This is a genomic window from Salipiger mangrovisoli (assembly GCF_015223355.1).
In the GTDB taxonomy this organism is placed as follows: domain Bacteria; phylum Pseudomonadota; class Alphaproteobacteria; order Rhodobacterales; family Rhodobacteraceae; genus Salipiger; species Salipiger mangrovisoli.
This window is the reverse complement of the sequence record NZ_JADFFK010000015.1, coordinates 1-25,419: the sequence shown is the minus strand read 5'-3', so window position 1 is coordinate 25,419 and position 25,419 is coordinate 1. Positions and strand designations below refer to the sequence as shown.

The 25,419-nt window shown below is 67.0% G+C and carries 22 protein-coding genes, 1 tRNA gene and 1 riboswitch; of the genes, 15 read left to right on the top strand and 8 right to left on the bottom strand.

Annotated features, from left to right (window positions below; genetic code table 11):
- Positions 1-136: 136 nt before the first annotated feature.
- A complete protein-coding gene (locus IQ782_RS18650) occupies positions 137-2,158 on the top strand; it encodes a M3 family metallopeptidase (protein WP_194136185.1) in 2,022 nt (673 codons plus the stop codon).
- A gap of 7 nt (positions 2,159-2,165) precedes the next feature.
- On the opposite strand, the gene IQ782_RS18645 is transcribed toward IQ782_RS18650, so the two are convergent.
- A complete protein-coding gene (locus IQ782_RS18645; protein WP_194136184.1) occupies positions 2,166-3,155 on the bottom strand; it encodes a TraB/GumN family protein in 990 nt (329 codons plus the stop codon).
- Positions 3,156-3,240: 85 nt separating this feature from the next.
- Between IQ782_RS18645 and IQ782_RS18640 the strand changes: the two genes are divergently transcribed.
- Positions 3,241-3,918 (top strand): DUF2161 domain-containing phosphodiesterase, encoded by a 678-nt coding sequence (locus IQ782_RS18640; RefSeq protein WP_194136183.1) that lies wholly within the window; start codon positions 3,241-3,243, stop codon positions 3,916-3,918.
- 9 nt (positions 3,919-3,927) lie between these two features.
- Here IQ782_RS18640 and IQ782_RS18635 read toward each other — a convergent pair whose 3' ends face one another.
- Positions 3,928-4,884 carry a DMT family transporter gene (locus IQ782_RS18635; protein WP_194136182.1) on the bottom strand — a complete coding sequence of 319 codons (957 nt, stop codon included), beginning with the start codon at positions 4,882-4,884 and terminating at the stop codon, positions 3,928-3,930.
- Positions 4,885-5,200: 316 nt separating this feature from the next.
- Between IQ782_RS18635 and IQ782_RS18630 the strand changes: the two genes are divergently transcribed.
- From IQ782_RS18630 to IQ782_RS18605, 6 genes are all read left to right on the top strand, one after another.
- A complete protein-coding gene (locus IQ782_RS18630) occupies positions 5,201-5,494 on the top strand; it encodes a co-chaperone GroES (RefSeq protein ID WP_194136181.1) in 294 nt (97 codons plus the stop codon).
- A gap of 71 nt (positions 5,495-5,565) precedes the next feature.
- On the top strand, positions 5,566-7,206 hold the full coding sequence (gene groL / locus IQ782_RS18625; protein ID WP_095880555.1) for a chaperonin GroEL: 1,641 nt from the start codon (positions 5,566-5,568) through the stop codon (positions 7,204-7,206).
- Positions 7,207-7,431: 225 nt separating this feature from the next.
- Positions 7,432-8,037, top strand: a complete 606-nt coding sequence (locus tag IQ782_RS18620) for a glutathione S-transferase (protein ID WP_194136180.1) — start codon at positions 7,432-7,434, stop codon at positions 8,035-8,037.
- A gap of 98 nt (positions 8,038-8,135) precedes the next feature.
- Positions 8,136-8,822 carry a phosphatidylserine decarboxylase gene (locus IQ782_RS18615; RefSeq protein ID WP_194136179.1) on the top strand — a complete coding sequence of 229 codons (687 nt, stop codon included), beginning with the start codon at positions 8,136-8,138 and terminating at the stop codon, positions 8,820-8,822.
- The gene (gene pssA / locus IQ782_RS18610) at positions 8,815-9,573 is read left to right on the top strand and encodes a CDP-diacylglycerol--serine O-phosphatidyltransferase (RefSeq protein WP_194136178.1); all 759 of its coding nucleotides are present in this window, start codon (positions 8,815-8,817) and stop codon (positions 9,571-9,573) included. Before IQ782_RS18615 ends, pssA begins: the two co-directional genes overlap by 8 nt.
- 11 nt (positions 9,574-9,584) lie before the next feature.
- A complete protein-coding gene (locus IQ782_RS18605) occupies positions 9,585-9,875 on the top strand; it encodes an alkylphosphonate utilization protein (protein WP_194136177.1) in 291 nt (96 codons plus the stop codon).
- A gap of 85 nt (positions 9,876-9,960) precedes the next feature.
- On the opposite strand, the gene IQ782_RS18600 is transcribed toward IQ782_RS18605, so the two are convergent.
- Complete coding sequence (locus IQ782_RS18600) at positions 9,961-10,623, bottom strand: outer membrane protein (RefSeq protein ID WP_194136176.1); 663 nt, start codon at positions 10,621-10,623, stop codon at positions 9,961-9,963.
- 241 nt (positions 10,624-10,864) lie between these two features.
- Here IQ782_RS18600 and petA point away from each other — a divergent pair, with 241 nt between their 5' ends.
- Genes petA through IQ782_RS18585 form a run of 3 tightly spaced genes read left to right on the top strand, consistent with a single transcriptional unit; the run spans position 10,865 to position 13,604 of the window.
- The gene (gene petA / locus IQ782_RS18595) at positions 10,865-11,440 is read left to right on the top strand and encodes a ubiquinol-cytochrome c reductase iron-sulfur subunit (RefSeq protein ID WP_194136175.1); all 576 of its coding nucleotides are present in this window, start codon (positions 10,865-10,867) and stop codon (positions 11,438-11,440) included.
- Positions 11,441-11,452: 12 nt separating this feature from the next.
- Positions 11,453-12,796 (top strand): cytochrome b, encoded by a 1,344-nt coding sequence (petB, locus tag IQ782_RS18590; RefSeq protein WP_194136174.1) that lies wholly within the window; start codon positions 11,453-11,455, stop codon positions 12,794-12,796.
- Positions 12,797-12,815: 19 nt separating this feature from the next.
- Positions 12,816-13,604 carry a cytochrome c1 gene (locus IQ782_RS18585; RefSeq protein ID WP_194136173.1) on the top strand — a complete coding sequence of 263 codons (789 nt, stop codon included), beginning with the start codon at positions 12,816-12,818 and terminating at the stop codon, positions 13,602-13,604.
- 60 nt (positions 13,605-13,664) lie between these two features.
- On the opposite strand, the gene IQ782_RS18580 is transcribed toward IQ782_RS18585, so the two are convergent.
- From IQ782_RS18580 to IQ782_RS18570, 3 genes are read right to left on the bottom strand one after another with little or no spacing between them, the layout of a single operon-like run.
- Positions 13,665-14,372, bottom strand: a complete 708-nt coding sequence (locus tag IQ782_RS18580) for a thiamine ABC transporter ATP-binding protein (protein ID WP_194136172.1) — start codon at positions 14,370-14,372, stop codon at positions 13,665-13,667.
- Complete coding sequence (locus IQ782_RS18575) at positions 14,359-15,876, bottom strand: thiamine/thiamine pyrophosphate ABC transporter permease ThiP (RefSeq protein ID WP_194136171.1); 1,518 nt, start codon at positions 15,874-15,876, stop codon at positions 14,359-14,361. The genes IQ782_RS18580 and IQ782_RS18575 overlap by 14 nt, the downstream gene beginning before the upstream one ends.
- Positions 15,852-16,832 (bottom strand): thiamine ABC transporter substrate-binding protein, encoded by a 981-nt coding sequence (locus IQ782_RS18570; RefSeq protein WP_194136170.1) that lies wholly within the window; start codon positions 16,830-16,832, stop codon positions 15,852-15,854. The genes IQ782_RS18575 and IQ782_RS18570 overlap by 25 nt, the downstream gene beginning before the upstream one ends.
- Positions 16,833-16,880: 48 nt before the next feature.
- A riboswitch (TPP riboswitch) is annotated at positions 16,881-16,991 on the bottom strand.
- Positions 16,992-17,183: 192 nt separating this feature from the next.
- On the opposite strand from IQ782_RS18570, the gene aroC reads away from it, so the two are divergent.
- The gene (gene aroC / locus IQ782_RS18565; RefSeq protein WP_194136169.1) at positions 17,184-18,284 is read left to right on the top strand and encodes a chorismate synthase; all 1,101 of its coding nucleotides are present in this window, start codon (positions 17,184-17,186) and stop codon (positions 18,282-18,284) included.
- Positions 18,285-18,421: 137 nt separating this feature from the next.
- Here the strand turns inward: aroC and IQ782_RS18560 are convergent, their stop codons facing one another.
- Together IQ782_RS18560 and putA are read right to left on the bottom strand one after the other, a co-directional pair.
- Positions 18,422-20,299: a methyl-accepting chemotaxis protein gene (locus IQ782_RS18560; RefSeq protein ID WP_194136168.1), complete on the bottom strand. Its 1,878-nt coding sequence runs from the start codon at positions 20,297-20,299 to the stop codon at positions 18,422-18,424.
- A 209-nt stretch (positions 20,300-20,508) separates the two neighbouring features.
- Complete coding sequence (gene putA / locus IQ782_RS18555) at positions 20,509-23,937, bottom strand: bifunctional proline dehydrogenase/L-glutamate gamma-semialdehyde dehydrogenase PutA (protein WP_194136167.1); 3,429 nt, start codon at positions 23,935-23,937, stop codon at positions 20,509-20,511.
- A 105-nt stretch (positions 23,938-24,042) separates the two neighbouring features.
- Here putA and IQ782_RS18550 point away from each other — a divergent pair, with 105 nt between their 5' ends.
- From IQ782_RS18550 to IQ782_RS18540, 3 genes are all read left to right on the top strand, one after another.
- Positions 24,043-24,522: an Lrp/AsnC family transcriptional regulator gene (locus IQ782_RS18550; protein WP_194136166.1), complete on the top strand. Its 480-nt coding sequence runs from the start codon at positions 24,043-24,045 to the stop codon at positions 24,520-24,522.
- 53 nt (positions 24,523-24,575) lie between these two features.
- Positions 24,576-25,217: an META domain-containing protein gene (locus tag IQ782_RS18545; RefSeq protein ID WP_194136165.1), complete on the top strand. Its 642-nt coding sequence runs from the start codon at positions 24,576-24,578 to the stop codon at positions 25,215-25,217.
- A 47-nt stretch (positions 25,218-25,264) separates the two neighbouring features.
- Positions 25,265-25,348 (top strand) — tRNA-Leu (locus IQ782_RS18540).
- Positions 25,349-25,419: the final 71 nt, after the last annotated feature.

The window sequence follows — 25,419 nt, the reverse complement described above, 5'->3', positions numbered from 1 at the left end:
CGGGGATATTTTTGCCTAGAAGAAGCGCCGGGCGCGGCGCGTCCGGGGCTGGCGTCAGAAGAAGGCAGTCGGGCGGGATTGCGGGATTGCGGGGGCCGCGGGGGCGACCTAGGTTGCCTGCAAAAGGAGACCGCCCATGACCAACCCGCTGCTCGCCGATTGGGACACCCCCTTCGGCCTCGCCCCGTTCGACCGCATTTCCGACGATGACTTCGCCCCGGCCTTCGAGCAGGCGCTGGCGGCGCACCTGGCAGAAATCGGAGCGATCGCCGACAATCCCGAGGCGCCGAGCTTCTGCAACACGATCGAGGCGATGGAGGGCGCGGGCGGGGCGCTGGACAAGGTGCTGTCGGTGTTCTTCTCGATTGCCGGCGCGGACAGCAACGAGGCGCGACAGGCGCTTCAGCGCGAATTCTCGCCAAGGCTCGCTGCGCACAGTTCGGCGATCTACTCGAACGAGCGGCTCTTCGGCCGGGTGCAGGACCTTTGGCAGCGGCGCGAGACACTGGCGCTCTCGGAGGAAGAGGCCCGCGTGCTCATGTTGACCCACCGCGGCTTCGTCCGCGCAGGGGCCGCGCTGACGGGTGAGGAGGCCGAACGCATGAAGGAGGTGAAGTCGCGCCTTGCGGTGCTCGGCACGCAGTTCACCCAGAACCTGCTGAAGGACGAGGCCGATTGGTTCATGCCGCTTGCGGAGGCGGACCTCGAGGGGTTGCCGGAGTTCGTCGTGGACGCGGCGCGCTCCTCGGGCGAAGCGCTGGGGCAGGCGGGGCCGGTGGTCACCCTGTCGCGCTCGCTGATCGTGCCCTTCCTGCAGTTCTCGCGCCGGCGCGACCTGCGGCAAAGGGCCTGGCAGGCGTGGACCGCGCGTGGCGAGAATGGCGGCGAGACCGACAACCGCGGCATCGCGGGCGAGATCCTCGGCCTGCGCGAGGAGCGCGCGGCGCTGCTCGGCTACCCGGACTTCGCGACCTACAAGCTCGAGACCGAGATGGCGGGCAGTCCCGATCGGGTGCGCGAGCTGCTCATGCAGGTCTGGACCCCCGCGCGCGCCGCGGCCTTGGCCGACCAGGCGCAGATGGAGCAGATGTTGCGCGAGGACGGGATCAACGATGATTTCCGCGCCTGGGACTGGCGCTACTACGCCGAGAAACGGCGCCGCGCACAACACGACCTCGATGAGGCCGAACTGAAACCCTACCTGCAGCTCGAGCGGATGATCGAGGCGGCCTTCACCTGTTCCAATCGCCTGTTCGGACTGGAATTCCGCGAGTTGGATGCGCCGCTTTACCATCCCGACTGCCGGGCCTGGGAGGTGACGCGGGGCGGCCGGCACGTGGCGGTCTTCATCGGCGACTATTTCGCGCGCGCCTCGAAGCGCTCGGGAGCCTGGTGCTCGGCGATGCAGAGCCAGGCCAAGCGACCGGTCCGGAAGGCTCCGATCGTCATCAACGTCTGCAACTTCGCCAAGCCGCCCAAGGGCAAACCGGCGCTGCTGTCCTACGACGATGCGCGCACGCTGTTCCACGAGTTCGGCCATGCGCTGCACCAGATGCTCTCGGATGTCGAGTTCGGATCGGTTTCGGGCACCTCTGTGGCGCGCGACTTCGTGGAACTGCCAAGCCAGCTCTACGAGCATTGGCTGGAGGTGCCCGAGGTGCTGGCCGAGTTCGCCACCCACGCCGAGACCGGCGAGGCGATGCCTGAGGACCTGCTCGGCAAGGTGCTGGCGGCTGCGAGTTTCGACATGGGGTTCCAGACGGTGGAATACGTCGCCTCGGCCCTGGTCGACCTCGAGTTCCACAGCGGCGTGTCGAGCGACGATCCCATGGCGAAACAGGCCGAGGTGCTGGAGGATATCGGGATGCCGTCGGCGATCGCCATGCGCCATGCGACGCCGCACTTTGCCCATGTGTTCGCAGGCGACGGCTATTCCTCGGGCTATTACAGCTACATGTGGTCCGAGGTGATGGATGCCGACGCCTTCGCCGCCTTCGAGGAAGCCGGTGGCGCCTTTGACCCGGCGGTGGCCTCGAAGCTCGAGCAGTTCATCCTGTCGAAGGGCGGCTCGGTCGAGGCCGAGGCGCTCTACACCGCCTTCCGCGGCCGCATGCCGGGCGTCGAGGCGCTGCTCCGCGGCCGCGGCCTGGCGGCCTGAGGGGCGTTCAGAAAGTCTCGCGGGTGAGGGCGAAGCCTTCGTCCGCGAGCAGGTTCAGAATGCCGGTCGCGCCGCTCAGATGGGCGGCGCCGAAGGCCGCGACCACCGGACCTTCGGTCTCGGCCGAGGCCGCAAGCAGAACCGGGATCCAGCTGCGGTTGCGCGCGGTCAGCAGCTGGGACTCGGTCGCCTCCATCATCGCATCGACCTCTTGCGGGGCCTCGGGCAGGGCGCGGCGGGCGATCAGCCGCGAGATCACCCAGGTGTCGGCATGGGCCTCGTCGAAATAGGCGTCGAAAAGCGTGGCAAACTGGTCCTCGGCGGTTTGCGTGTCGAGCGCCCCGGTGCGCAGCATCTCGAGCTGATCCTCGATCGGCTCGGCGTTGAACAGGCGGAACACGGTGTCGAAGGGCTCGAGCGCGCGGGTCGGCACGCCGGCGGCGCGGGCTGCCTCCTGCAGCTTCATGTCGAGCCCGGTCTTGCCTTGAAGCTGGGTCATTGCGCAGGGCGGGGTGGCCAGCATCATCGACAGGTACCAGGGTTGGAACTTGGCAGCCATGAAGGCCGGGATGCCGCGGTCCTTGGCGGCGGTCGCCAGCGCCTGCCAAGCCTCCTCGGGCAGCATCTCGGGTAGGGTCGGACCACTGAGGGTCAGCATCGTCGGGTCGGCGGCCAGTGCCTTCTGAAGGTCCGCCTCCTCGGTGCGGGTCATCTCCAGCATCAACAGTCCGGCGTTCTCGACCAGCGGCGTCAGCCGGGCCACCGGCCCATCGAGCCTGGCGTCGCCGAGGTGCATGGTGCCGATCAGATGGATCACCTTCCCGCCGCGCTCGGCGCGCCAGTGGTTGCCTACGGGATAGGGGATCGCGGCCAGCATCCGGTCGCGCTCGACCTGTTCCTCGGGGGTGAGCGACAGGCGCAGGTCGCTGCCCTCGCAGGCGGCGTGCAGCGCAGCGGGCAGGAGCAGGAGAAGCGAGACGAGGAACGGGCGGAACATGCAGGCAACCAGCTGGAGAGGGAAATTCGGCGCAGGCTAGGCCAGCCGCTTGCCAGCGGCAAGAAGCGGCGCAATGGTGGCGGCCATGTTGCGGGAAAGTGAACTCTATGCGCCGGTGAAGGCGCTTTTGCAGGCGCAGGGCTACGAGGTGAAGGGCGAGGTGGGCGCGGCCGATCTCGTGGCGGTGCGCGGCGCGGAAGAGCCAGTGATCGTCGAGCTGAAGCTGAAAATCTCGCTGGCCCTGTTTCATCAGGCGCTGGCGCGGCTGCGGCTCTCGGATCTTGTCTATATCGCGGTGCCGAAGCCCGGCGGGCGCAGCGCGCGGCGCGCGCTGAAGGACAATCTCGCCATGTGCCGGCGGCTGGGACTGGGGTTCATCACGGTCAAGGACGGGCGCGCCGAAGTGCATTGCGATCCTGGCCCCTATGCACCGCGCAAGGCCAAGGCAGGGCAAGCGAAGCTCCTGCGCGAGTTCCGGCGGATCACCGGCGATCCCAACGAGGGTGGTGCGACCCGGCACGGCCTTGTCACCGGTTACCGGCAGGATGCGCTGCGCTGCGCCGCCTACCTTGTGGATGCGGGGGAGAGCCGCGGACGTGAGGTTGCCGCGGCGACCGGGGTAAAGGTCGCGACACGGCTGATGGCGGACAACCACTACGGCTGGTTCACCCGCGTGCGGACGGGTGTCTACGCGCTGACCGCGGCCGGGCACGAAGGGCTGACGCATTGGGCCGGCAGCTGGGAGGACGAACCGGCCGAGTGAGGGGGGGCGTCAGACCGTGCCCGTTCCGTGCTCGATCTCGATGGCGGCGCGTCGGGCGCGCTTGGCCAGCACCCGTTCGCGGTAGAGCGTGTAGAGCCCCGAGGCGATGATGATGCCGCAGCCGACGAAGGTCCAGAAGTCGGGCAGGTCGGCGAAAACGAGGAAGCCGTAGAGCGTGCTCCAGATGATCATCGTGTATTGAACCGGTGCCATGACCACCGCCTGGCCCAGGTCCAGACCGCGGATGATCAGCAACTCGCCCAGCCCGGCGGTGGCGGCGATCATCAGGCAGAGCAGCAGGACCCAGCCGCTTTGCGGCGTCTGCCAGACCACCGCCAGCGGCACGGAGCAGAGCAGGAAAGACGTCAGCGAGGTGTAGGTGACCGTGGTGGCGATGCTGTCCGCACCGCTGAGATAGCGCGACAGAAGCTGCCGTGCGGCAAAGCAGACCGCCGAGATGAAGGCAAAGCCGATGGCCGGGTGAAAGATGCCCATGCCGGGGCGGATCACCACAAGCATGCCGACGAAGCCGGTGATCACCGCGGCCCAGCGGCGCGGCCCGACCGGCTCCTTGAGCAGCAACGCGCCGAAGATCGTCACCAGGAAGGGTGCGGTGAAGGTCACCGCCGTGGCGTCGGCCAGTCCGACGTGGCGCAGCGCCATAATGAAACAGGCAGCCGAGCCGAGCGCAATCATCCCGCGCAGCACCTGAAGCCTCGGATGCGGGGTGCGAAGAATGTGGCTACCGCGCAGCGCCAGCAGCGTCACCACGCCGATGAACAGCCCCGACTGGCGGAACCAGACGACCTGCATGAGCGGCAGGTGCTCGGCCAAAAGCTTCGCCAGCATGTCCGTCACGCCGAAGAAGCAGAAGCCGAGTGTCATGAACAGGAAACCGCGGGCGTTGTCGTGCGGTGGACCCTTCAGAGGGGAGGGCGCCGAGATCGGCGCGTAGGGGATGGCCATGCGAACTCTCGATGGGGGAGGTCTCGAATCTGTGATCTCAGCCAAGTCATCACATTCGGCGGAGAGATGCCACGCCCGAGGGGAGGATCTTGAAGCGCGGAGTGCGGCTGCACATTTGCCGGGCATGGGTTCGCCCACTCCGCCGGGGTGTCATGAAATTTTCTCGGAGGGGAGTGTTGACTCAAATCGTGCGGCTGCCTAGCTATGCTGCCGTTAGCACTCCACAAGGGTGAGTGCTAACGGCCCTCGATCCCGGTTCCGTCCGGGTCGCAGCGGGGGCCTACAGGGATAACCTTTGAGCTATGGAGACTCGAAGATGGCATTCAAACCGCTTCACGACCGCGTGCTGGTTCGCCGCGTTGAGAGCGACGAAAAGACCAAGGGCGGTCTGATCATCCCCGACAGCGCAAAAGAGAAGCCCGCCGAGGGCCTGATCGTTGCCTGCGGCGAAGGCGCCCGCAAGGACTCCGGTGAGCTGATCGCAATGGCTGTCAAAGCCGGCGACCGCGTGCTGTTCGGCAAATGGTCCGGCACCGAAGTCACGATCGAAGGCGAAGAGCTGCTGATCATGAAGGAATCGGACATCCTCGGCATCACCGAGGCGGCCTGATCCTTTGATCGCCCTGGGGCCTCGCGCCCCGCTACGCCAGACATTCAATCAAATTTCAGGAGTACTTGCAGATGGCTGCCAAGGACGTGAAATTCAACAGCGACGCCCGTGCACGCATGCTCAAGGGCGTCAACATCCTCGCCGACGCGGTGAAGGTGACCCTCGGCCCGAAAGGCCGCAACGTCGTGCTCGACAAGTCGTTCGGCGCACCGCGCATCACCAAGGACGGTGTCTCTGTCGCCAAGGAAATCGAACTGGAAGACAAGTTCGAGAACATGGGCGCGCAGATGGTGAAGGAAGTTGCTTCCCGCACCAACGACGAGGCCGGTGACGGCACCACCACCGCGACCGTTCTCGCACAGGCGATCGTCAAAGAGGGCATGAAGGCCGTTGCGGCCGGCATGAACCCGATGGACCTGAAGCGCGGCATTGACCTGGCAACCGCCAAGGTCGTCGAAGCGATCAAGGCAGCGGCCCGCCCGGTCAACGACTCGAACGAAGTTGCTCAGGTCGGCACCATCTCGGCGAACGGCGAAGCCGAAATCGGCCGTCAGATTGCTGACGCGATGCAGAAGGTCGGCAACGAGGGTGTCATCACCGTCGAAGAGAACAAGGGCCTCGAGACCGAGACCACCGTCGTTGAAGGCATGCAGTTCGACCGCGGCTACCTGTCGCCCTACTTCGTGACCAACGCCGACAAGATGATCGCAGAGCTCGACGACTGCCTCGTCCTGCTGCACGAGAAGAAACTCTCGTCGCTGCAGCCGCTGGTGCCGCTGCTCGAGCAGGTCATCCAGTCGCAGAAGCCGCTGCTGATCATCGCGGAAGACGTCGAAGGCGAAGCGCTGGCGACCCTCGTGGTCAACAAGCTGCGCGGCGGCCTGAAGATTGCAGCCGTCAAGGCACCGGGCTTCGGCGATCGCCGCAAGGCCATGCTGCAGGACATCGCGATCCTGACCGGCGGCCAGGTGATCTCGGAAGATCTGGGCATGAAGCTCGAGAATGTCACCATGGACATGCTCGGCACCGCCAAGACCATCAACATCTCCAAGGACGAGACCACCATCGTCGACGGTCACGGCGACAAGGCCGAGATCGAAGCACGCGTGGCCCAGATCCGCACGCAGATCGAGGAAACCACCTCGGACTACGACCGTGAGAAGCTGCAGGAACGTGTTGCCAAGCTGGCAGGCGGCGTGGCCGTCATCCGCGTCGGCGGCATGACCGAGGTTGAAGTGAAAGAGCGCAAGGACCGTGTGGACGATGCTCTGAACGCAACCCGCGCAGCCGTGCAGGAAGGCATCGTCGTCGGCGGCGGCACCGCTCTGGTGCAGGGTGCCAAGACCCTCGAGGGTCTGACCGGCATGAACTCCGACCAGAACGCCGGTATCGCCATCGTGCGCAAGGCCCTGGAAGCTCCGCTGCGCCAGATCGCCGAGAACGCCGGCGTCGACGGCTCGGTCGTTGCAGGCAAGGTGCGTGAATCGGACGACCTGAAGTTCGGCTACAACGCGCAGACCGACGAATATGGCGACATGTTCAAGTTCGGCGTGATCGACCCCGCGAAGGTCGTGCGTACCGCACTGGAAGACGCAGCTTCGGTTGCTGGCCTGCTGATCACCACCGAAGCAATGGTGGCCGACAAGCCGCAAAAAGACGCGCCCGCTATGCCCGACATGGGCGGCATGGGCGGCATGGGCGGCATGATGTAATCTGCCGGTCCATACGGACGTCTGCCTTCGGGCAGCAGGCGGGGGGCTTCGGCCCCCCGTTTTGCGTTCGGGTCCGGGGCGCTTCCCGACGCCGGAGGGGTGCCGCACCCTGAAGTGAAGGGTCACGAAGCCCGTGAACCGGTTGGCACATTTCTGACTTGGGCGTTTTCCTTCCCGATCCGGCGCGCTACGCTCCGCTGCGAGAACCGCGCAAGGAGAGCCGCGATGAAACTGCTGCAGGCCGGGCCGTCGCCCTTTGTTCGCAAGGTGCTCGTCACCCTGCATGAAACCGGCCAGGATGGCGACGTCGAGAAGGTCGAGGTCGTCGCTTCGCCGATGGCCCCGGATCCCGCGCTGATCGCCGCCAACCCGGTCGGCAAGATCCCGGCGCTGGTGCGTGCCGACGGGCCCACGCTCTACGACAGCCGGGTGATCTGCCGCTTCCTCGATGCCCGTGCAGGCGCCGGGCTCTACCCCGAGAGCCGGATCTGGGACACGCTCACGCTTGAAGCGACCGGCGACGGCATCATGGATGCTGCCGTGCTGATCATCTACGAGGAACGCTTCCGCCCGCGCGAGCAGGTCTCGATGGACTGGATCGAGGGGCAATGGGGAAAGGTCAGCCGGGCACTCGACGCGCTCAACACGCGATGGATGAGCCACCTCGCCGGGCGCATGGACATGGGCCACATCTCTGTCGCCTGCGCGCTGGGATATCTCGACTTCCGCCACGATGCCCGCAAGTGGCGGGTCGGCCGCGAGGCGCTGGCGGGCTGGTACGATAGCTTTGCCAAGCGCGAGTCCATGGTGGCCACCGACCCGACGTCCTGAGCGGCTTTGCCCCGCCTGCGGCCCAAAACCCTTGCACGCAGGGCCGCTTCGGCTTAGCTGCGAGGACCCAAGATTTCAAAGCCCGGAAGGACTTTCCCATGCGGATGCGCGACACATTCATCAAGCCGATGCACCCCGAGGGGCGCAAGTTCGTCGGTATCTTCGCTGCGATCACCGTGGTGCTGTTCCTGATCTGGGATCCGCTTGGCTGGATCGGCGTCGGCCTGACCGTGTGGTGCTACTACTTCTTCCGCGACCCCGAACGCGTGGTGCCGCAGCGCCCCGGCCTGCTGGTCTCGCCCGCCGACGGCGTGGTCTCGCTGATCGAGCCGGCGGTGCCGCCGGCCGAACTGGGCATGCCGGGCGTGCCGATGACCCGCGTCTCGGTCTTCATGTCGGTGTTCAACTGCCACGTGAACCGCACCCCGGTGACCGGCGAGATCGTCTCGGTCGCCTATCGCCCCGGCAAATTCTTCAACGCCTCGCTCGACAAGGCCTCGGTGGACAACGAGCGCAACGCGCTGCGCATTCGTCTCGAGGATGGGCGCGAGATCGCCGTGGTGCAGATTGCCGGTCTTGTGGCGCGCCGCATCATGTGGTGGGTCAAGGAAGGCGACCGGCTGAACCGCGGCGACCGTTTCGGCCTGATCCGTTTCGGCTCGCGCCTCGATGTCTACCTGCCCGAAGGCGTGGAGCCGCTGGTCGCGATTGGCCAGACCATGGTCGCGGGCGAGAGCATCATCGCCGATCTGACCGCAGACAGGGGGACCCCGCCGAATGAATGACGAGCAGCCGATCGAGGACAGCAAGGCCCGCGCTTCCGACAAGGTGACGCTGATCCAGCTTCTGCCCAACGTGCTGACCGTGGTGGCGATCTGCGCAGGTCTGACGGCGATCCGCTTCGGTCTTCAGGGGTCCTATGAACTGGCGGTGCAGCTGATCCTGCTGGCGGCGGTGCTCGACGGGCTCGACGGCCGCCTTGCGCGCGCGCTGAAATCGGAAAGCGGCATGGGCGCGGAACTCGACAGCCTCGCGGATTTTCTCAACTTCGGCGTCGCGCCGGGGCTGCTGATCTACAACTGGGCGCTCGAGGACAGCCGCAACTTCGGCTGGATCGCGGTGCTGGTCTTCGCGGTCTGCGCGGTGGTGCGCCTTGCCCGCTTCAACGTGATGCGCAAGTCCGAGGACAAGGCGCATGACAACGCCTATTTCACCGGCGTGCCCTCGCCGGCCGGCGCGCTGCTGGCAATGATGCCGATGTATCTCAGCTTCGGGCTGGGGGCAGGGCCGCTGTTCCCCGATCTCGTGCTGGCCGCCTGGCTGGTGCTGGCGGGGCTGGCAATGATCAGCCGCATCCCCACCTGGTCGTTCAAGACGACGCGCATCTCGCGGCAGAACGTGAAATACGTGCTGGTCGGGGTCGCCTTTGTCGGGGCGGCCGTGCTGACCTACGCGTGGATCAGCCTGGCGTTGGTCTGTGTCGCCTATGTGGCGGCGGTGATCATCATGCTGCCGCGCAAGCGGCGCACGAGCTGAGGAGCGCGGCGATGTCGGACGAAGAGTGGGTCTACGACGAGGTCAGCGGCGAATGGAAACCGGCCTCGGAGGTTGCTGCCGAGAGCGCGGTCGAGGTGCGCGACGCGGCGGGCAACCTGCTGGCGGATGGCGATCAGGTCGTGCTGGTCAAGGACCTCAAGGTGAAGGGCGCGGGCCAGACGCTGAAGCAGGGCACGGTGATCCGCGCGATCCGGCTGACCGCCAATCCCGAAGAGATCGACTGCCGGCACGAGACGATCAAGGGCTTGGTGTTGCGCACCGAATTCGTCAAGAAGCGCTGAGGCTCCTGCGGGCCCGACAAGAGGAACCGGCAAAAGAAAAGCGCTCCTCGAGGGGAGCGCTTTGTCATTTCCCGGAGGGGCTGCCTCAGAACTTCATCGACACGCCGACGTTGAGGGCGTTGGTCTTGATGTCCGTTTCCAGCGTGCCGCCCTCGTCGAGATCCGCCTCGTTCCACGAATAGGTGAACTGGTATTCGCCGTAGACCGACCAGGTGTCGTTGATCGGGTAGCTCACGCCCGCCAGCAGGCGCGCGGCGGGGCCGGTATACTGGTACTCGAACGTGTCATCGCTGCCGCCGGTGGTGGCCACTTCGACGTGCGGCACGGCGATGCCGAGACCCGCGCCGACGAAAGGCGTCAGCTTGCCCCAGTGCTCGGGCCAGCGTTGCATGGCGTTCACCGTCAGGATGTTGATGCCATCGGTGAATTCCAGCGTCTCGAAGCCGGCGTCGTCGCGGTCGTCTTCGTTGGCATAGACCTTGGCATGGGTGAATTCGAGCGCCCAGCCGAAGGTGTCGCTCTGCCACCAGGTTCCGCGGATACCCCAGTAGGGCGGCATTTCGAAGGATTTCCCTTCCCAGCCGATCAGCTCGTCGAAGCTGTCACCGCTGCCCGGATACTCACCGGTGATGCGGCTGTGCGGCGACGTCTGCCAGCCGGTGTAGACGGATGCTTCGAAATCCTGCGCGAAAGCGGGGGCGGCAAGCCCGGTGACGATCAGCGTGGATGGCAGAATCAGGGCTCTCATGGCCGTGGCTCCCTCGGGTAAACTTCGTTCAACGTTTTGCGTCTTAACTGCCTAATATCTTCCGTCGTGACCGCGTTTCAACCGCGACACATCGGCACTCCCGTCAATGTGGCTGTTATGTTTGCTTTACGGACGTAGGGTGGATCGGTAATACAACTGACGGAAATGCCGCGCTCTTGCGCGGCTTTATCTGCGTGTCGGCCGGCCGCGAACCCGGCCAATGAGGAATGGAGAAGACCCCGTGTCACAAGCAGAAGATCACGAAGGCACCCGAAGAGATTTTCTCTTCTACGCCACCGGCGGTGCCGGCGTAGTCGCCACTGGCGCGGCCGTCTGGCCGCTGGTCAACCAGATGAACCCGTCGGCCGACGTCCGGGCCCTGAGCACCATTCGAGTTGACGTGTCCGGAGTGGAGACCGGCACCCAGCTCACGGTGAAATGGCTGGGCAAGCCGGTGTTCATCCGGCGGCGGACCGAAGCGGAAATCGAGGAAGCCCGCACGGTCACCATGGACCAGCTCGTCGATACCCAGGCCCGGAACGAGAACGTTCCCGCGGGCTCCGACGCCACCGACCAGAACCGCACCCTCGACGAGGCCGGTGAATGGCTGGTGATGATGGGCGTCTGTACGCATCTGGGCTGCGTGCCTCTGGGCAATGCCGGGGATTTCACTGCGGGTGGCGTCGGGGGCTGGTTCTGCCCCTGTCACGGGTCGCACTACGATACGGCGGGACGCATTCGCAAGGGTCCGGCGCCGCAGAACCTTCACGTTCCCGTGGCTTCCTTCGTGGAAGAGACCACGGTCCTGCTGGGCTAAGGGGAGGCGTCCATGGCTGGTATTCCGCACGACCATTACGAACCGAAGACCGGGGTCGAGACCTGGGTGCACAAGCGCCTGCCGATCGTCGGACTTCTCTATGACACGATCATGATCCCCACGCCCAAGAACCTGAACTGGATGTGGATCTGGGGCATCGTCCTGACCTTCTGCCTCGCGTTGCAGATCATCACCGGCATCGTGCTGGTGATGCATTACACGCCGCATGTCGACATGGCCTTCGCCTCGGTCGAGCACATCATGCGCGACGTGAACGGCGGCTTCATGCTGCGTTACCTGCACGCCAACGGCGCCTCGCTGTTCTTCGTGGCAGTCTACGCGCACATCTTCCGCGGCCTCTACTACGGCTCGTACAAGGCCCCGCGCGAGATCACCTGGATCATCGGCATGCTGATCTACCTCGCGATGATGGGCACCGCCTTCATGGGCTACGTGCTTCCCTGGGGGCAGATGTCCTTCTGGGGTGCGACGGTGATCACCGGCCTGTTCGGCGCGATCCCGTTCATCGGCGAGCCGATCCAGACCTGGCTGCTGGGCGGACCGGCGGTGGACAACGCCACGCTGAACCGCTTCTTCTCGCTGCACTACCTGCTGCCCTTCGTGATCGCGGCCCTCGTTGCCGTGCACATCTGGGCCTTCCACACCACGGGCAACAACAACCCGACCGGTGTCGAAGTGCGTCGCACCTCGAAGGCGGATGCCGAGAAGGACACCGTGCCGTTCTGGCCCTACTACGTGATCAAGGACCTCTTCGCCCTGGCGGTGATCCTTGCCGTGTTCTTCGCCATCGTCGGCTTCATGCCGAACTACCTTGGCCACCCCGACAACTACGTCGAGGCGAACCCGCTGGCGACGCCGGCGCACATCGTGCCCGAATGGTACTTCCTGCCGTTCTACGCCATCCTGCGCGCCTTCACCTCGGAAGTCTGGGTCGTGCAGATCGCCTCGTTCCTCACGGGCGGCATCGTCGACGCGAAGTTCTTCGGCGTGCTCGCGATGTTCGGCGCGATCATCGCGATGGCGCTGGCACCCTGGCTCGACACCTCCTCGGTGCGCTCGGGCAAGTACCGTCCGCAGTTCAAGTGGTGGTTCTGGCTGCTGGTGATCGACTTCATCGCGCTGATGTGGCTCGGTGCCATGCCGGCCGAAGAGCCCTACGCCAGCTTCTCGCTGATCGGCGCGGCCTACTGGTTCGGCTATTTCTTCGTGATCCTGCCGCTGCTTGGCGTGATCGAGAAGCCGCTGCCGGTGCCCGCGACCATCGAGGAAGACTTCGACGCGCATTACGGCACGTCCTCGGACAAGGGCGCGACCGCGTCGCACCCGGCCGAGTAAGAGAAAGGACACAAGAGTCATGTTCAAGAAACTTGCCCTTTCCGCCGTCGCGGCTCTGGGTCTCTTCTCCGGCAGCGCCTTCGCCGCCGGCGAGGGGGGCCATGTGGAGGATTTCGACTTCTCCTTTGAAGGTCCCTTCGGTGCCTATGACCAGGCGCAGCTGCAACGCGGCCTGCAGATCTTCACCGAGGTCTGCTCGGCCTGCCACGGTCTGAAGTTCGTGCCGCTGCGCACGCTCAGCGACGAAGGTGGCCCCGGCATCCCCGAGGACCAGGTGCGCGCCTACGCGGCTCAGAACTTCGAGGTCTTCGACGCCGAGCTGGATGACACCCGTCCGGCGACCCCGACCGACCACTTCCCGGCCAACACCGGCGTCGGCGCACCCGACCTGTCGCTGATGGCAAAGGCACGTGCGGGCTTCCACGGCCCCTACGGCACCGGCCTGTCGCAGCTGTTCAACGGCATGGGCGGCGCCGAGTACATCGCCTCGGTCCTTACCGGCTACACCGGCGAGACCAAGGTCGAAGCAGGCACCACCTTCTACGAGAACCACGCCTTCTCGACCGGCTGGATCGCCATGGCCCCGCCGCTCTCGGGCGAGGACGTGGAATTCGCCGACGGTCACTCGAACGAGCTGCATCACGAGGCGCAGGATATCGCGGCCTTCCTGATGTGGACCGCAGAGCCGAAGATGATGGCGCGCAAGCACGCGGGCTTCGTCGGGGTGCTGTTCCTGACGCTGCTGTCGGTGCTGCTCTATCTGACCAACAAGCGGATCTGGCGCCCGATCAAGTACAAGCCCGAGTGATCGGCGCTTGAAATGCAAAGAAGGCCCCGCTGATTGGCGGGGCCTTTTGCTTTGAGGGCTTCAGGGGCGTTCCTGGCCCAGATAGGCCCGCAGCGCCGCCGGTGGGGAATCGAACAGATTTTCTGTCGCCACCGGCGGTTGCGCCTGCCCCTCGGCGACCAGCACGGTCTGCTGGGCGAAGCGGCGGGCGTCCTGCGGATCGTGGCTGACCAGCAATACCAGCGCGCCCAGCTCCGCGGCGACTTCGGTCACGAGGTCGAGCATCTGCATCTTCAGCGCCGGCCCCAGCGCGGCGAAGGGCTCGTCCAGCGCGAGGATCGGACGGGCCTGGAGCAGAACCCGTGCGAGCGCGGCGCGGCTCTGTTGACCGCCAGACAGCGCGCCCGGCTTGCGCGCCGACATGCCGCCGAGGCCGACGCGCGCCAGCGCCTCCTCGACCTTGCGGGCTTCTTCCGCCGTCAGGCGCCCGCCGCCGGGGCGCAGCGCGAGCCCGAGGTTGCGGGCAAGGTCGAGGTGCGGGAAGAGGTTGTTCTCCTGAAAGAGCATGGCCACCGGACGCTGGTTCGGCGGGCTGGCGGTGATGTCGCGGCCCTGCCAGAGGATGCGCCCCGTGGCAGGGGTCAGGAAGCCCGCGACGAGGTCGAGCAGGGTCGACTTGCCCGCGCCCGAGGGGCCGATGACCGCGACCCGCTGTCCGGGAGGCAGCGCGAGGTCGGCCGCGAGCCTGTAGTCCCCCACGCCGTAGGTCAGCTTTTCAAGTGTCAGCATGGGCTCGGCCTCCGCGGTCGCAGAGCCAGAAGGCCCCGAAGCTGAAGATGAGCAGCAGCAGCGCGGCCCCCGCCGCTGCCTCCATCTGGTAGGACCCCATGAGCCGGTAGACCTGCAGCGGCAGGGTCGCGCGCTCGGGATCGGCGAAAAGCGCGATGACCCCGAGATCGCCGATCGACAGCGCCGCCGTCAGCCCGGCGGCAAAGCCGAGCGGGCGCCGCAGCCGGGGCAGCAACACCAGCCGTACCCAGGCCGCCGGCGTCAGCCCCAGGGCCAGGGACAGGCGCCGGAACTCGCTCCGCACCGCCTCGGCCTCGGGGCGCAGGATGCGCAGGGCGAAGGGCAGGGCGACCAGCGCATTGACCAGCGTGGTCACCGGCAGCGCCAGAGCAAGCGGGTTGGCGTAGGGACGCACGATGAGAAACAGCCCCGTGCCCAGGACCAGCGGCGAGACGGCGATGCCCGCCAGCCCCACCCATTCGCCCCAGCGGCTCGAGAGCGGCAGCGCCCAGGCAAGGCACAGAATCGTCGAGGCCAGCGCCACGGTCAGCGAGTTCCAAGCCGCCTCCCAGCTGCCCGCGCCGAGGTGGGCAAGGCCGGGCAGGCCACGAGCGACGACCATGGCGAGCGGGGTCAGCAGGAAGAGTGCGGCAAGGGCGATCCACGCGCCATCCATCACCCGCGGCAGGCCCGCGCGTCCGTCCCAGCGGGTCACCACTCGGTCGAGCCCCGCGCCGAATCCGTCGCCGGTGCCAAGCCGCAGTGCCAGCAGTCCCGCGGCGAGGGCAAGGCCGAGCTGAATCATCGAAAGCAGCGCCGCGCGGCCAAGGTCGAAGTCGAAACGCACCGCTTGGTAGATCGCCAGTTCCACCGTCGTGGCGCGCGGCCCGCCGCCCAGCGTCAGCGCCACGGCAAAGCTCGACAGGCAGATGACGAAGATCACCGCGAAGGCCCCCGGCGCGATACGCAGCAGCATCGGTCGCTCCAGCGTGCGCCGCATGGCCCGTGGCGACAGGCCCAGCGACGCGGCGAGGCGGAAACGCTCGGCGGGGATCGCCAGCCAGCCCTGAAGCAGCAACCGGGTCGCCAAGGGCAGGTTGAAGAAGACATGCGCCAGGACCACGCCGTGCAGCCCGTAGATGCTGAACCCCGGCAGTCCGAGGGCCCGCAGTCCGCCGTTGACCATGCCGTTCTGACCGAAGACCGCGATGAGACCCAGCACCGCCACGATGGTCGGCAGGATGAAGGGCGCGCCCAGCAGCGAGATCAGCAGCCCTCGCCCCGGAAAGCGCCGGCGCGCCAGCGCACGGGCGACGGGGATCGCCAGAAGCACCGAGAAGAAGGCCGAGAGCAGCGATTGCACCAGTGTGAAGCGCAGCGCCTGCCAGTCGCCGGGGCCGAGCGTTCCCCAGCCGCCGGCGCGGGCCAGCACGGCGGCGACCGGGCCGAGCACCAGCCCGGCCACGGCCAGCGCGGCGATTACTGCGAGAGGCCGCGGCGCCATGCTTCGATGGCCTCGTCGCGCAGCGCGGCGGCTTCATCCTCGGAATAGAAGAGCACCTTGGTCGGAAGCTGCAGCTCCTTGAAGCCCTCGGGCCACCGGTCATGCGGCAGCGCGGCCGGGAAGGACCAGTTGCCGGTGGCGATCATCTTCTGGAACTCAGGTGTCAGCAGGAAATCCATGAACTGCTGGGCGAGCTCCGGCTGATCACTCGTGGCGACCTTTGCCGCGAGTTCGACCATGAAGTAGTTGCCTTCGGGGAAGATCAGCGCCTTCTTGGCGTGATCGTCTTCGGCGATGATGTGGTAGGCGGGAGAGGTGGTGTAGCTCAGCACCATGTCGGCCTCGCCGTCGGTGAAGAGCCCGTAACTTTCCGACCAGCCCTTGGTGACGGTGAGGATCTTCGGCGCCAGCTTGCGCCAGGCGTCCTCGGCCTTGTCGCCGTAGACTGCCTCGACCCAGAGCGCCATGGCGAGCCCCGAAATCGAGCTGCGCGGGTCTTGGATGACGATCTTCAGGTCATCCGGCGCGTCCAGCAGCGCCGCGAAGCTTTGCGGTGGCTCCGCCAGGCGGGCGCTGTCATAGATGAAGGCCGTCTCGCCGTAATTGTAGGGAAGGAAGGTGTCGTCGGTCCAGTCGATCGGCAGCGTCAGCGGCGAGAGATCAACCCCATGCGGTGCGAAGAGACCGCTCTCTCGCGCCTTTTTCGTCACGTCGGTGTTGAGGCCGAAGACCACGTCCGCCTCGGTCTTCCCGCCCTCGAGCAGCAGGCGCGGCAGCAGGTCGCCGGGCTTGAACTGCAGATCGCAACCGCAGCGGGCCTCGAACATCTCCTCGATCTTCGGGCCGGGACCCCATTCCGAGACGACGTAGTCGCCCGCGTAGACAGTGAGGACAGTCTCCTGCGCCAGCGCCGTGCTGGCAAAGAGACATCCCGCTGCAAAACTGATGGCCTTCATGGCATCCTCCGAATTTGCGGCGAGAGGACGGAACGGTCCGGGCAGCGCGCCGAGGGCCGTGACCTTCCCTCCGCCGGTGTTAACCGGGTCAGGTTCAACGGGTTCGCACAGTCGCATCTCAGCCGGCGCTTGCGTGGCGCGGCACCCCGAGGTAGCGCAAGACCTAGCCGGGGTGGTGCGGACTGGCAAGGTGATTTGCCCGTGCCGCAATTGCGTCGCCGGGCCTCCGGTCCCCGACAATTCCCTTGAGGCATTGGCCGCGCTGCCCTAACAGACTGGCCTGAATGGCGGGTCCGCGCGGCGGGCCCGGACTCAGATGCACCCGGACGGCACGACACAGGAGACCCGACCATGAGCCTCAACACCTTCGGCCATCTCTTCCGCGTGACCACCTGGGGCGAGAGTCACGGTCCGGCGCTTGGCGCTACGGTCGACGGCTGCCCGCCCGGCGTTCCGATCGACGAGGCGGCGCTGCAGCGCTGGCTGGACCTGCGCAAGCCGGGGCAGAACAAATACACCACGCAGCGGCGCGAGCCCGACGCGGTGAAGATCCTCTCGGGGGTGTTCGAAGGGCAGACCACCGGCACGCCGGTGCAGCTGATGATCGAGAACACCGACCAGCGCTCGAAGGACTATTCCGAGATCGCGGCGAAGTTCCGGCCGGGCCATGCCGACATCACCTACTTCCAGAAGTACGGCATCCGCGACTACCGCGGCGGCGGGCGCTCCTCGGCGCGCGAGACGGCGGCACGGGTGGCGGCGGGTGGCTTGGCGCGCGCGGCGCTGGCGGAACTGGCACCGGGGCTGCACATCACCGGCTACATGGTGCAGATGGGGCCGCAGGGCATCGATCGGTCCCGTTTCGACTGGGACGAGATCGCGCGCAACCCCTTCTGGTGTCCGGATGCCGAGGCGGCCGAGGGCTGGGCGGACTACCTTGACGGGCTGCGCAAGTCCGGCGACAGCGTCGGCGCGGTGATCGAGGTGACCGCCCGCGGCGTACCGGCGGGGCTGGGCGCCCCGATCTACGGCAAGCTCGACACTGATCTTGCGGCCGCGATGATGTCGATCAACGCTGTGAAGGCGGTCGAGATCGGCGAGGGTATGGCGGCGGCGACGCTGACCGGAAGCGAGAACGCCGACGAGATCACCATGGGGCCGGATGGCCCGGTCTACAGCTCGAACCACGCGGGTGGCATTCTTGGCGGGATATCCACCGGGCAGGACGTGGTGGTGCGCTTCGCGGTAAAGCCGACTTCGTCGATCCTCACCCCGCGCAGGACGCTGACCGTGAGCGGCGAGGAGACCGAAATCGTCACCAAGGGCCGGCACGATCCCTGCGTTGGCATCCGGGCGGTGCCAGTGGGCGAGGCGATGATGGCCTGCGTGATCCTCGACCACCTGCTGTTGCACCGCGGGCAGGTCGGGGCGAACCGCGGCCACATCGGCTGAGGCGCGGCGCGCTGCGTTCCGCGGGTAGCAGGTCGGGGCCGCGGTTCTGAGCGGAGCGCAGCGCGCGGCGGTCTCGGTGTGCCTGCCGGTCCTGCAGCGCCGAGCGCCTGGGAGCGCAGCCTCCGGCGGTGTCCTTCTCAGAACTCCTCCCAGCTCACATCGTCTCCGACCGCGGCGCGGGGGGCCTGGGCCGGGGCTGGCGGCACCGAGGGCGGAGCCGGCTCGAAGGCCTCGATCGGTACGGCCAGCGGCGTGACCTCGGACGGGTCGGTGTCGCCGGTCCCGGTGAACCGGTTGAGCTGCGACAGCAGGCGGTCCGCCTCGCTGTTGAGCTGATCGCTGGCAGTGCTCGTCTCGCCGACCATGGCGGCGTTCTGCTGGGTGACCTTGTCGAGTTCGGCAACCCCGACGTTGATCTCTTGCAGGCCGGCGGCCTGTTCCCTGGCCGCGGTGGTGATTTCGGCCACGAGGTCGGACACCTCGCTGACGTTGCGCACGATGTCGGAGAGCGCCGTGCCGGTCTCTTCGACCAGCTGGCCGCCATCCTTGACCTGCTGCGAGCTGTTGGAAACCAGCGCCTTGATCTCCCTCGCGGACTCCGAGGCGCGCTGCGCCAGCGAACGCACTTCCGAGGCGACAACCGAGAAGCCCTTGCCGGATTCCCCGGCGCGCGCCGCCTCGACCCCGGCATTGAGCGCAAGAAGGTTGGTCTGGAACGCGATGTCGTCGATCACGCCGATGATCTGGGTGATCTGGTCGGAGGAGGCGGCGATCGAGCCCATGGCGGCCAGCGCCTTCTCCATGACGGCCCCTCCCTCTTCGGCGCGGCGCCGCCCCTCTCCGACGCGGCGGTCGGCATCTTCGGCGCGCTCGGCCGCGGCACGCACGCTGGAGGAGAGCTGTTCCAGCGCCGCGGCGGATTGCTCGAGCGTGGCGGCCTGCACCTCGGAGCGGCGCGACATGTCGCGGGACATCGACGAGAGCTCCTTGGAATTGCGCTGCACCGTGTCGGCCGAGGCGCGCAGCGAACTGACCAGCGTGCCGATGCCTTCCGACAGCGCGTTGAAGTTCTCGCACAGCTGCACCGCGCCGTCGTCGAGACTGCGCCACTCCTCCGCATCCAGCCGATTCCCGCTGTCCCCGCGCGCCAGGCTGCCCATCGCCGCCCCGAGAGACTGGAAGAGGTTCAGTCGCCGGTCGTTCGCCTGCCGCTCCTGCGCGCGTGTGTCATCGGCCTGCAGCAGCCGGTCGCGCAGCTCTTCGAGGTTGCGGGCGATAGAGCCGGCCTCGTCACCGCGGGCCTGCCCCTCGATCTCGGTGGCGTAGTCGCCCTGGGCGATCCGTTGGACCGCGCTGGCGGCGGTCTGGAAGGGCCGGGCGAGGAGCTTGCCGAACCCAAGGACACAGACCAGCGACAGGCCCACCGCCACGGCATTGGCGGTGACAAGCATGAGAAACCCGGTGTCCACCGCCTCGGTGGCCTGCGCCTCTGCGCGCGCCGCTGCGAGGTGAAGCTCATTGCGCATGTCGGTGACGTCCGTCCGGGCCTTGTCGATCGTCGGCAACAGAACGTTGCTGATGTGGTTGTCGCGTTCGAAGATGGTGAAGCCGGGGATCGTCAGCGTATCGATCTCTGGCACGAGGCTCTTCGCCAGCGCCGCCACCGTCTGCAGGCGGGTCAGGAATTCCGGGCGCCGCGCATCTGCGGATGCAGGGGTCATGAAGGCATCGGCGTTTTCATCCACCAGCGTCTGCACGGCCAGAAGGTTGGTGCGCAGCTCGTCGAGTGGCGCCATGCCGCCGTGCTCATAGTGCAGGATCGCGAGACCCGAGTGATCGATCCGCGCCTGGACGGTATTCAGAACCGTGGTCTGTCGCCGCAGGTCGTTGCCGAAATCCAGGCTGTTCGACATGCGCATCTGGATGAAGCCCGACGCCACCGCCAGGGCGAGCGTCAGCAGCATGAAGACCGATCCGAGGATCAGCAATTGTACGCGGATAGAGAACCTGCTCATGACCCATTCCTGCTCGAGACATGGCGCGGCGTGCGCCGGACATGTCCTCGCTAGCAGCGGGGGGTAAACAAACCCTTCGCGACCCTTCGGATTGACACGATTTCGCGCGGGTCGGCGCGAAATTCGGTGCCGGGAATGCGCACCTCCCGCCGGATAGGGCGGGAGGCGGCTGAGCTTCATGGCGCCCGGAAACGGCCAGGCGTCGGGGGTCACATGTTGCCGCCGAGCAGGGCGGCATTGCCTCCGGAGGCGGTGGTGTCGATGCAGACATGGCGTTCGGCGCGGGCATGGCCCTTGTCCGGCGCCCCGGTGACCAGCGACAGGATCGGACCCTCGCGGCCCGCCAGCGCCTGGCGGTAGGCGGCGGCCTGTTCCGCATCGCCCCACCAGAGCGCGGCCGAGATACCGGTCAGCTTCGCCAGGCCCTGAGGGGCCAGCCTGCCATGCGTGGTGACCGCGACACCGCCGAGGGCGCGGATCGCCTCGGCCTGCGCCTCGGCGGCCTCCTGGCCCGGCCCCATGCAGAGCACCGGCTCGCGCGCCAGCGTCATGTACTGGTTCGCCTCGCCGGTCGGACCGGGCAGATCCTTGCGCTCGGGCTGCGGAGCGCAGCCGGCGGAGCGCAGCGCCTGCTCGATGCGGGCCGGGACCTCGTCGGTGCTCCAGGCGGTGCCGGCCTGCGGCGCGGGATGGGCACGGAAGCGATCGACATAGAGCGGGCCACCCGCCTTGGGCCCAGTGCCCGACAGGCCTTCGCCGCCAAAGGGCTGGCTGCCGACGATGGCACCGATCTGGTTGCGGTTGACGTAGATGTTGCCGGCGTGGACGCGCTCGGTGACATGCTGCACCCGGTCGTCGATGCGGGTCTGCAGCCCGAAGGTCAGCCCGTAGCCGCGGCCGTTGATCGCGTCGATCACCTTGTCGAGTTCGGAGGACTTGAAGGTGGCGATGTGCAGCACCGGCCCGAAGATCTCACGCTCAAGATCGTCGATGCCGGCGACCTTGATCAGCGTCGGCGCGATGAAGTGACCCTCGGCGGGAACCGCGATCTCGTGCAGCAACCGGCCGTCGGCGCGGGCTCTCTCGATGTGTGCGGCGATGCCGTCCTTGGCCTCGGCATCGATCACCGGGCCGAGGTCGGTCGAGAGCTGCCAGGGGGTGCCCGGCTTCAGCACGTCCATCGCGCCTTTCAGCATCTCGGTGAAATGCGGGGCGATGTCCTCCTGCACGTAGAGGCAGCGCAGCGCCGAGCAGCGTTGGCCAGCAGACTGGAAGGCCGACTCGACGATGGCGCGCACGGCCTGCTCGGGCAGGGCGGTGCTGTCGACGATCATCGCGTTGAGGCCGCCGGTCTCGGCGATGAACGGCGTGCCGGGGGCGAGGTGCTTGGCGATGGACCTGTGGATGATCTGCGCGGTCTCGGTCGAGCCGGTGAAGGCGACGCCCTTCACGGCGGGGTTCGAGGTCAGCGCGGCGCCGACGTCACCGGCACCGGGCAGAAGTTGCAGGACCGCGGCGGGCACACCGGCCTCGTGCAGCAATTGCACCGCGCGGTAGGCGATCAGCGAGGTCTGCTCGGCGGGCTTGGCGAGCACGGCGTTGCCGGCTGCCAGCGCGGCGGAGAGCTGGCCGGTGAAGATCGCCAGCGGGAAGTTCCACGGGCTGATGCAGGCGAAGACACCCTGCGGTGCGGCGCCTTCGGTGCGGGCGGCGTAGTAGCGCAGGAAGTCCACCGCCTCGCGCAGTTCCGCCACCGCGTCGAGCTGGGTCTTGCCAGCCTCGCGGGCGAGCAGGGCGAAGACCTCGCCGAAGTTTTCCTCGTAGAGGTCGGCGGCCTTGTTCAGGATCGCGGCGCGCTCCCGCGGCGTGGCGCTCCACGGCTGGGCGGCGGAAGCAGCGGCGGCAACGGTCTCGGCGCTGGACCAGGTGATCTCGCCGGTCTTGGCGAGGGTGGCGGGGTTCAGCACGTCCTCGGTTGCGCCCGCAGAGGCCGCGACGGCGAGCAGCGGGCCCGCCGCCCAGGTCGTGGTCTCGAAAGGTGTGCGGGCGGCCTCGACGCGGGCAATGGTCGGACGGTCCGTCAGATCGAAGCCTTCGGAGTTGGCGCGTTCGGGCGCGAAGAGATTCGGCCCGCGGGTGAGCCCGCGCGCGTCCTGCGCGGCGAAAGGATCGGCGGCGACCACCTCGGGCGGCACGCTTTCATCGACGATCTGGTTGACGAAGGAGCTGTTGGCACCGTTCTCGAGCAGGCGGCGGACGAGATAGGCCAGGAGGTCCCGGTGCGCGCCGACCGGCGCATAGATCCGGCAGCGGGTCTTTTCCTGCTCGTGAACGATCTCGTGCAGACGCTCGCCCATGCCGTGCAGGCGCTGGAATTCGAAGCTGTCGCGGTCGTTGCCAGCCATCTCGAGGATCGCGGCAACCGTTTGCGCGTTATGCCCGGCGAACTGCGGGTAGATGCGGTCGGTCATGCCGAGCAGCTTGCGCGCGTTCGCGATGTAGGAAATGTCGGTGTTGTGCTTGGCGGTGAACACCGGGAAATCGGTCAGGCCCATGACCTGCGCGCGCTTGATCTCGCTGTCCCAGTAGGCGCCCTTCACCAGTCGCACCATGATCTTGCGGTCGAGCCGCTGCGCCGTGCCGTAGAGCCAGTCGAGCGTCTGGCTGGCGCGCTTGCCGTAGGCCTGCACGACCACGCCGAAGCCGTCCCAGCCGGCGAGCGACGGAGCGGCCAGCGCGGCCTCGATCACGTCAAGCGAGATGGCGAGTCGGTCCGCCTCCTCGGCGTCGATGTTGAGACCGATCTTCGCCTTGGCGGCCATCTCGCAGAGCTCGACGAGACGCGGCACGAGCACGCGCATGACGTCGTCATGCTGGCCTTCTTCGTAGCGGGCATAGAGCGCCGAGAGCTTCACCGAAATGCCGGGGTTGTCGCGCAGGTCGTCGGTCTTGGCCGCCTTGCCGATCGCCTTGATCGCGTCGGCATAGGCCTTGAAGTAGCGCAGGGCGTCGGGCTCGGTGCGGGCGGCCTCGCCCAGCATGTCGTAGCTGTAGGTGTAGCCCTTGGCCTCCTGCTGCGCGCCGCGCTTCATCGCGGCCTCGATGGTCTCGCCCAGCACGAACTGCGCGCCCATTTCCTTCATGGCGCGGCCCACGGCCTTGCGGATCACCGGCTCGCCGAGGCGGCGCACGGCGGCGCGCAGGTGCCCGACGGGGCCCGGACGCTGGTTGGGATCGAGAACCTTGCCGGTGAGCAGCAGGGCCCAGGTCGAGGCGTTGACCAGCGGCGAGGTCGAGCGCCCCATGTGCTTGCCCCAGTCCGAAGGAGCGATCTTGTCCTCGATCAGCGCATCGATGGTCTCTGCATCCGGCACCCGCAGCAGCGCCTCGGCCAGGCACATCAGCGCGATGCCCTCGTCGGTCGAGAGGCCGTATTCGGCTAGGAAGACCTCCATCAGGCCCGGCTTGGCGCTGGAGCGGATGGCGCGGACGAGATCGGCGCCCTTGGCGTTGATCCGCGCGCGCTCGGCGTCGCTCAGGGCGGCGAGGTCGCGCAGACGGTCAACGGTCTGCGCCTCGTCGGCATAGGTTGCGGCATCCATCGCGGCGCGCAGGTCGGAAAGGGTGTCGTAGGGCATGGTGATCTCCGGACGTTTGCCCTATGATACCGCATGTCCGAAAGTCGATTTTCCCGAAGATGGTATTTCTGAAAGGCAGGTTCACCGAAGATGATGGAAGTCACGATGCAAAACGTCACGGACGAGTTCGACCGTTTCGACCGGGCGATTCTGACCACGCTGGCGGAAGAGGGGCGGCTCTCGATCACCGAGTTGGCGAAACGCATCGGCCTGTCGAAAAGCCCGACCCAGGCGCGGCTCCGGCGGCTCGAGGACCTCGGCGTGATCCGCGGATACCGGGCCATCCTCGACCCGATCCAGCTCGGGCTTGATCACGTCGCCTTCGTCGAGGTGCGCATGTCGGACACGCGGGAAACTTCGCTCGAAGCCTTCAACAAGGCGGTTACGGCGATCCCCGAGATTGAGCAAGTGCATTTGATCGCGGGCAGTTTCGACTATCTTCTGAAGGTAAGGACCTCGGACATGCGCAGCTACCGGCGGGTTCTGGCCGAAAAGCTGTCGACCCTCCCGCATGTCTCGACCACTTCGACCTATGTCGCCATGCAGGCGGTGAAAGAAGACGGGCTGGCGGAGATCGCCGACTGACGCGCGCCGCTCCGTCTCGGTCCCGGACGCGCCGGGTGAAAAGGAGTGTTGGCATGGTAGTCCGTTGGATTTTTGCAGGTATTGTCGCAATTTGCGGCCCGGCGATGGCCGAGGATGCCGCCGATCTCTTCCCGGTGCATGTGGCGGTCGACTGCGCGGGCGACGCCTTGGCGCTGACGTTGCAGGGCGAGGTGGCCACGCTTTACTACAGCGGGGCAGAGATGCCGATGGCACGGGCGCGGGCGGCCTCCGGGGTGAAGTTCGACTCCGTCGATGATCCCGAAACCTACGTCTGGACAAAGGGCGATGACGCGCAGGTGCGGCTTGCGGGACAGGATCTTGCCAGTTGCCGGGTCGAGCAGGTCTCGCGCGTGACCGAGGGCGTCTGGCGGCTTGCGAGCCTTGACGGCGCGCCGGTCGGGGACACGGCTGCCGAACTGTCCTTCGAAGCGGATGGGCAGCTCTCGGGGCGGGCCGGTTGCGGCGTGCTCGGCGGCAGCTGGAGCGCGGCAGGGGCCGGGTCGCTGACGGTCGAGGCCGAGATCGCACGCGGCGAGGCCTGTTCGCCCGAGGAAGCTGCGCAGGACGAGACCCTGCTGGCAGCGTTGCGCGCGTTGACCGGACTTGGATTTTCTCCGGAGGGCGATTTGCAGCTGCGCGCGGGTGACGCCACGCGGCTGACGGTGACGCGCTGACTGCAAGCACTGGCCAAGCGCCGCCAGATGCGGCACAGAGGGCGCGGGCCCGCGTGGTGGAATGGTAGACACAGGGGACTTAAAATCCCTAGCCGCATGGCGTGCCGGTTCGAGTCCGGCCGCGGGTACCAATGATCACTTCCAAAGCATTGTTTTGCGTCGGCTTTTGTCCATGGGCAGCCGAGGCGTAGTACATGTTGGA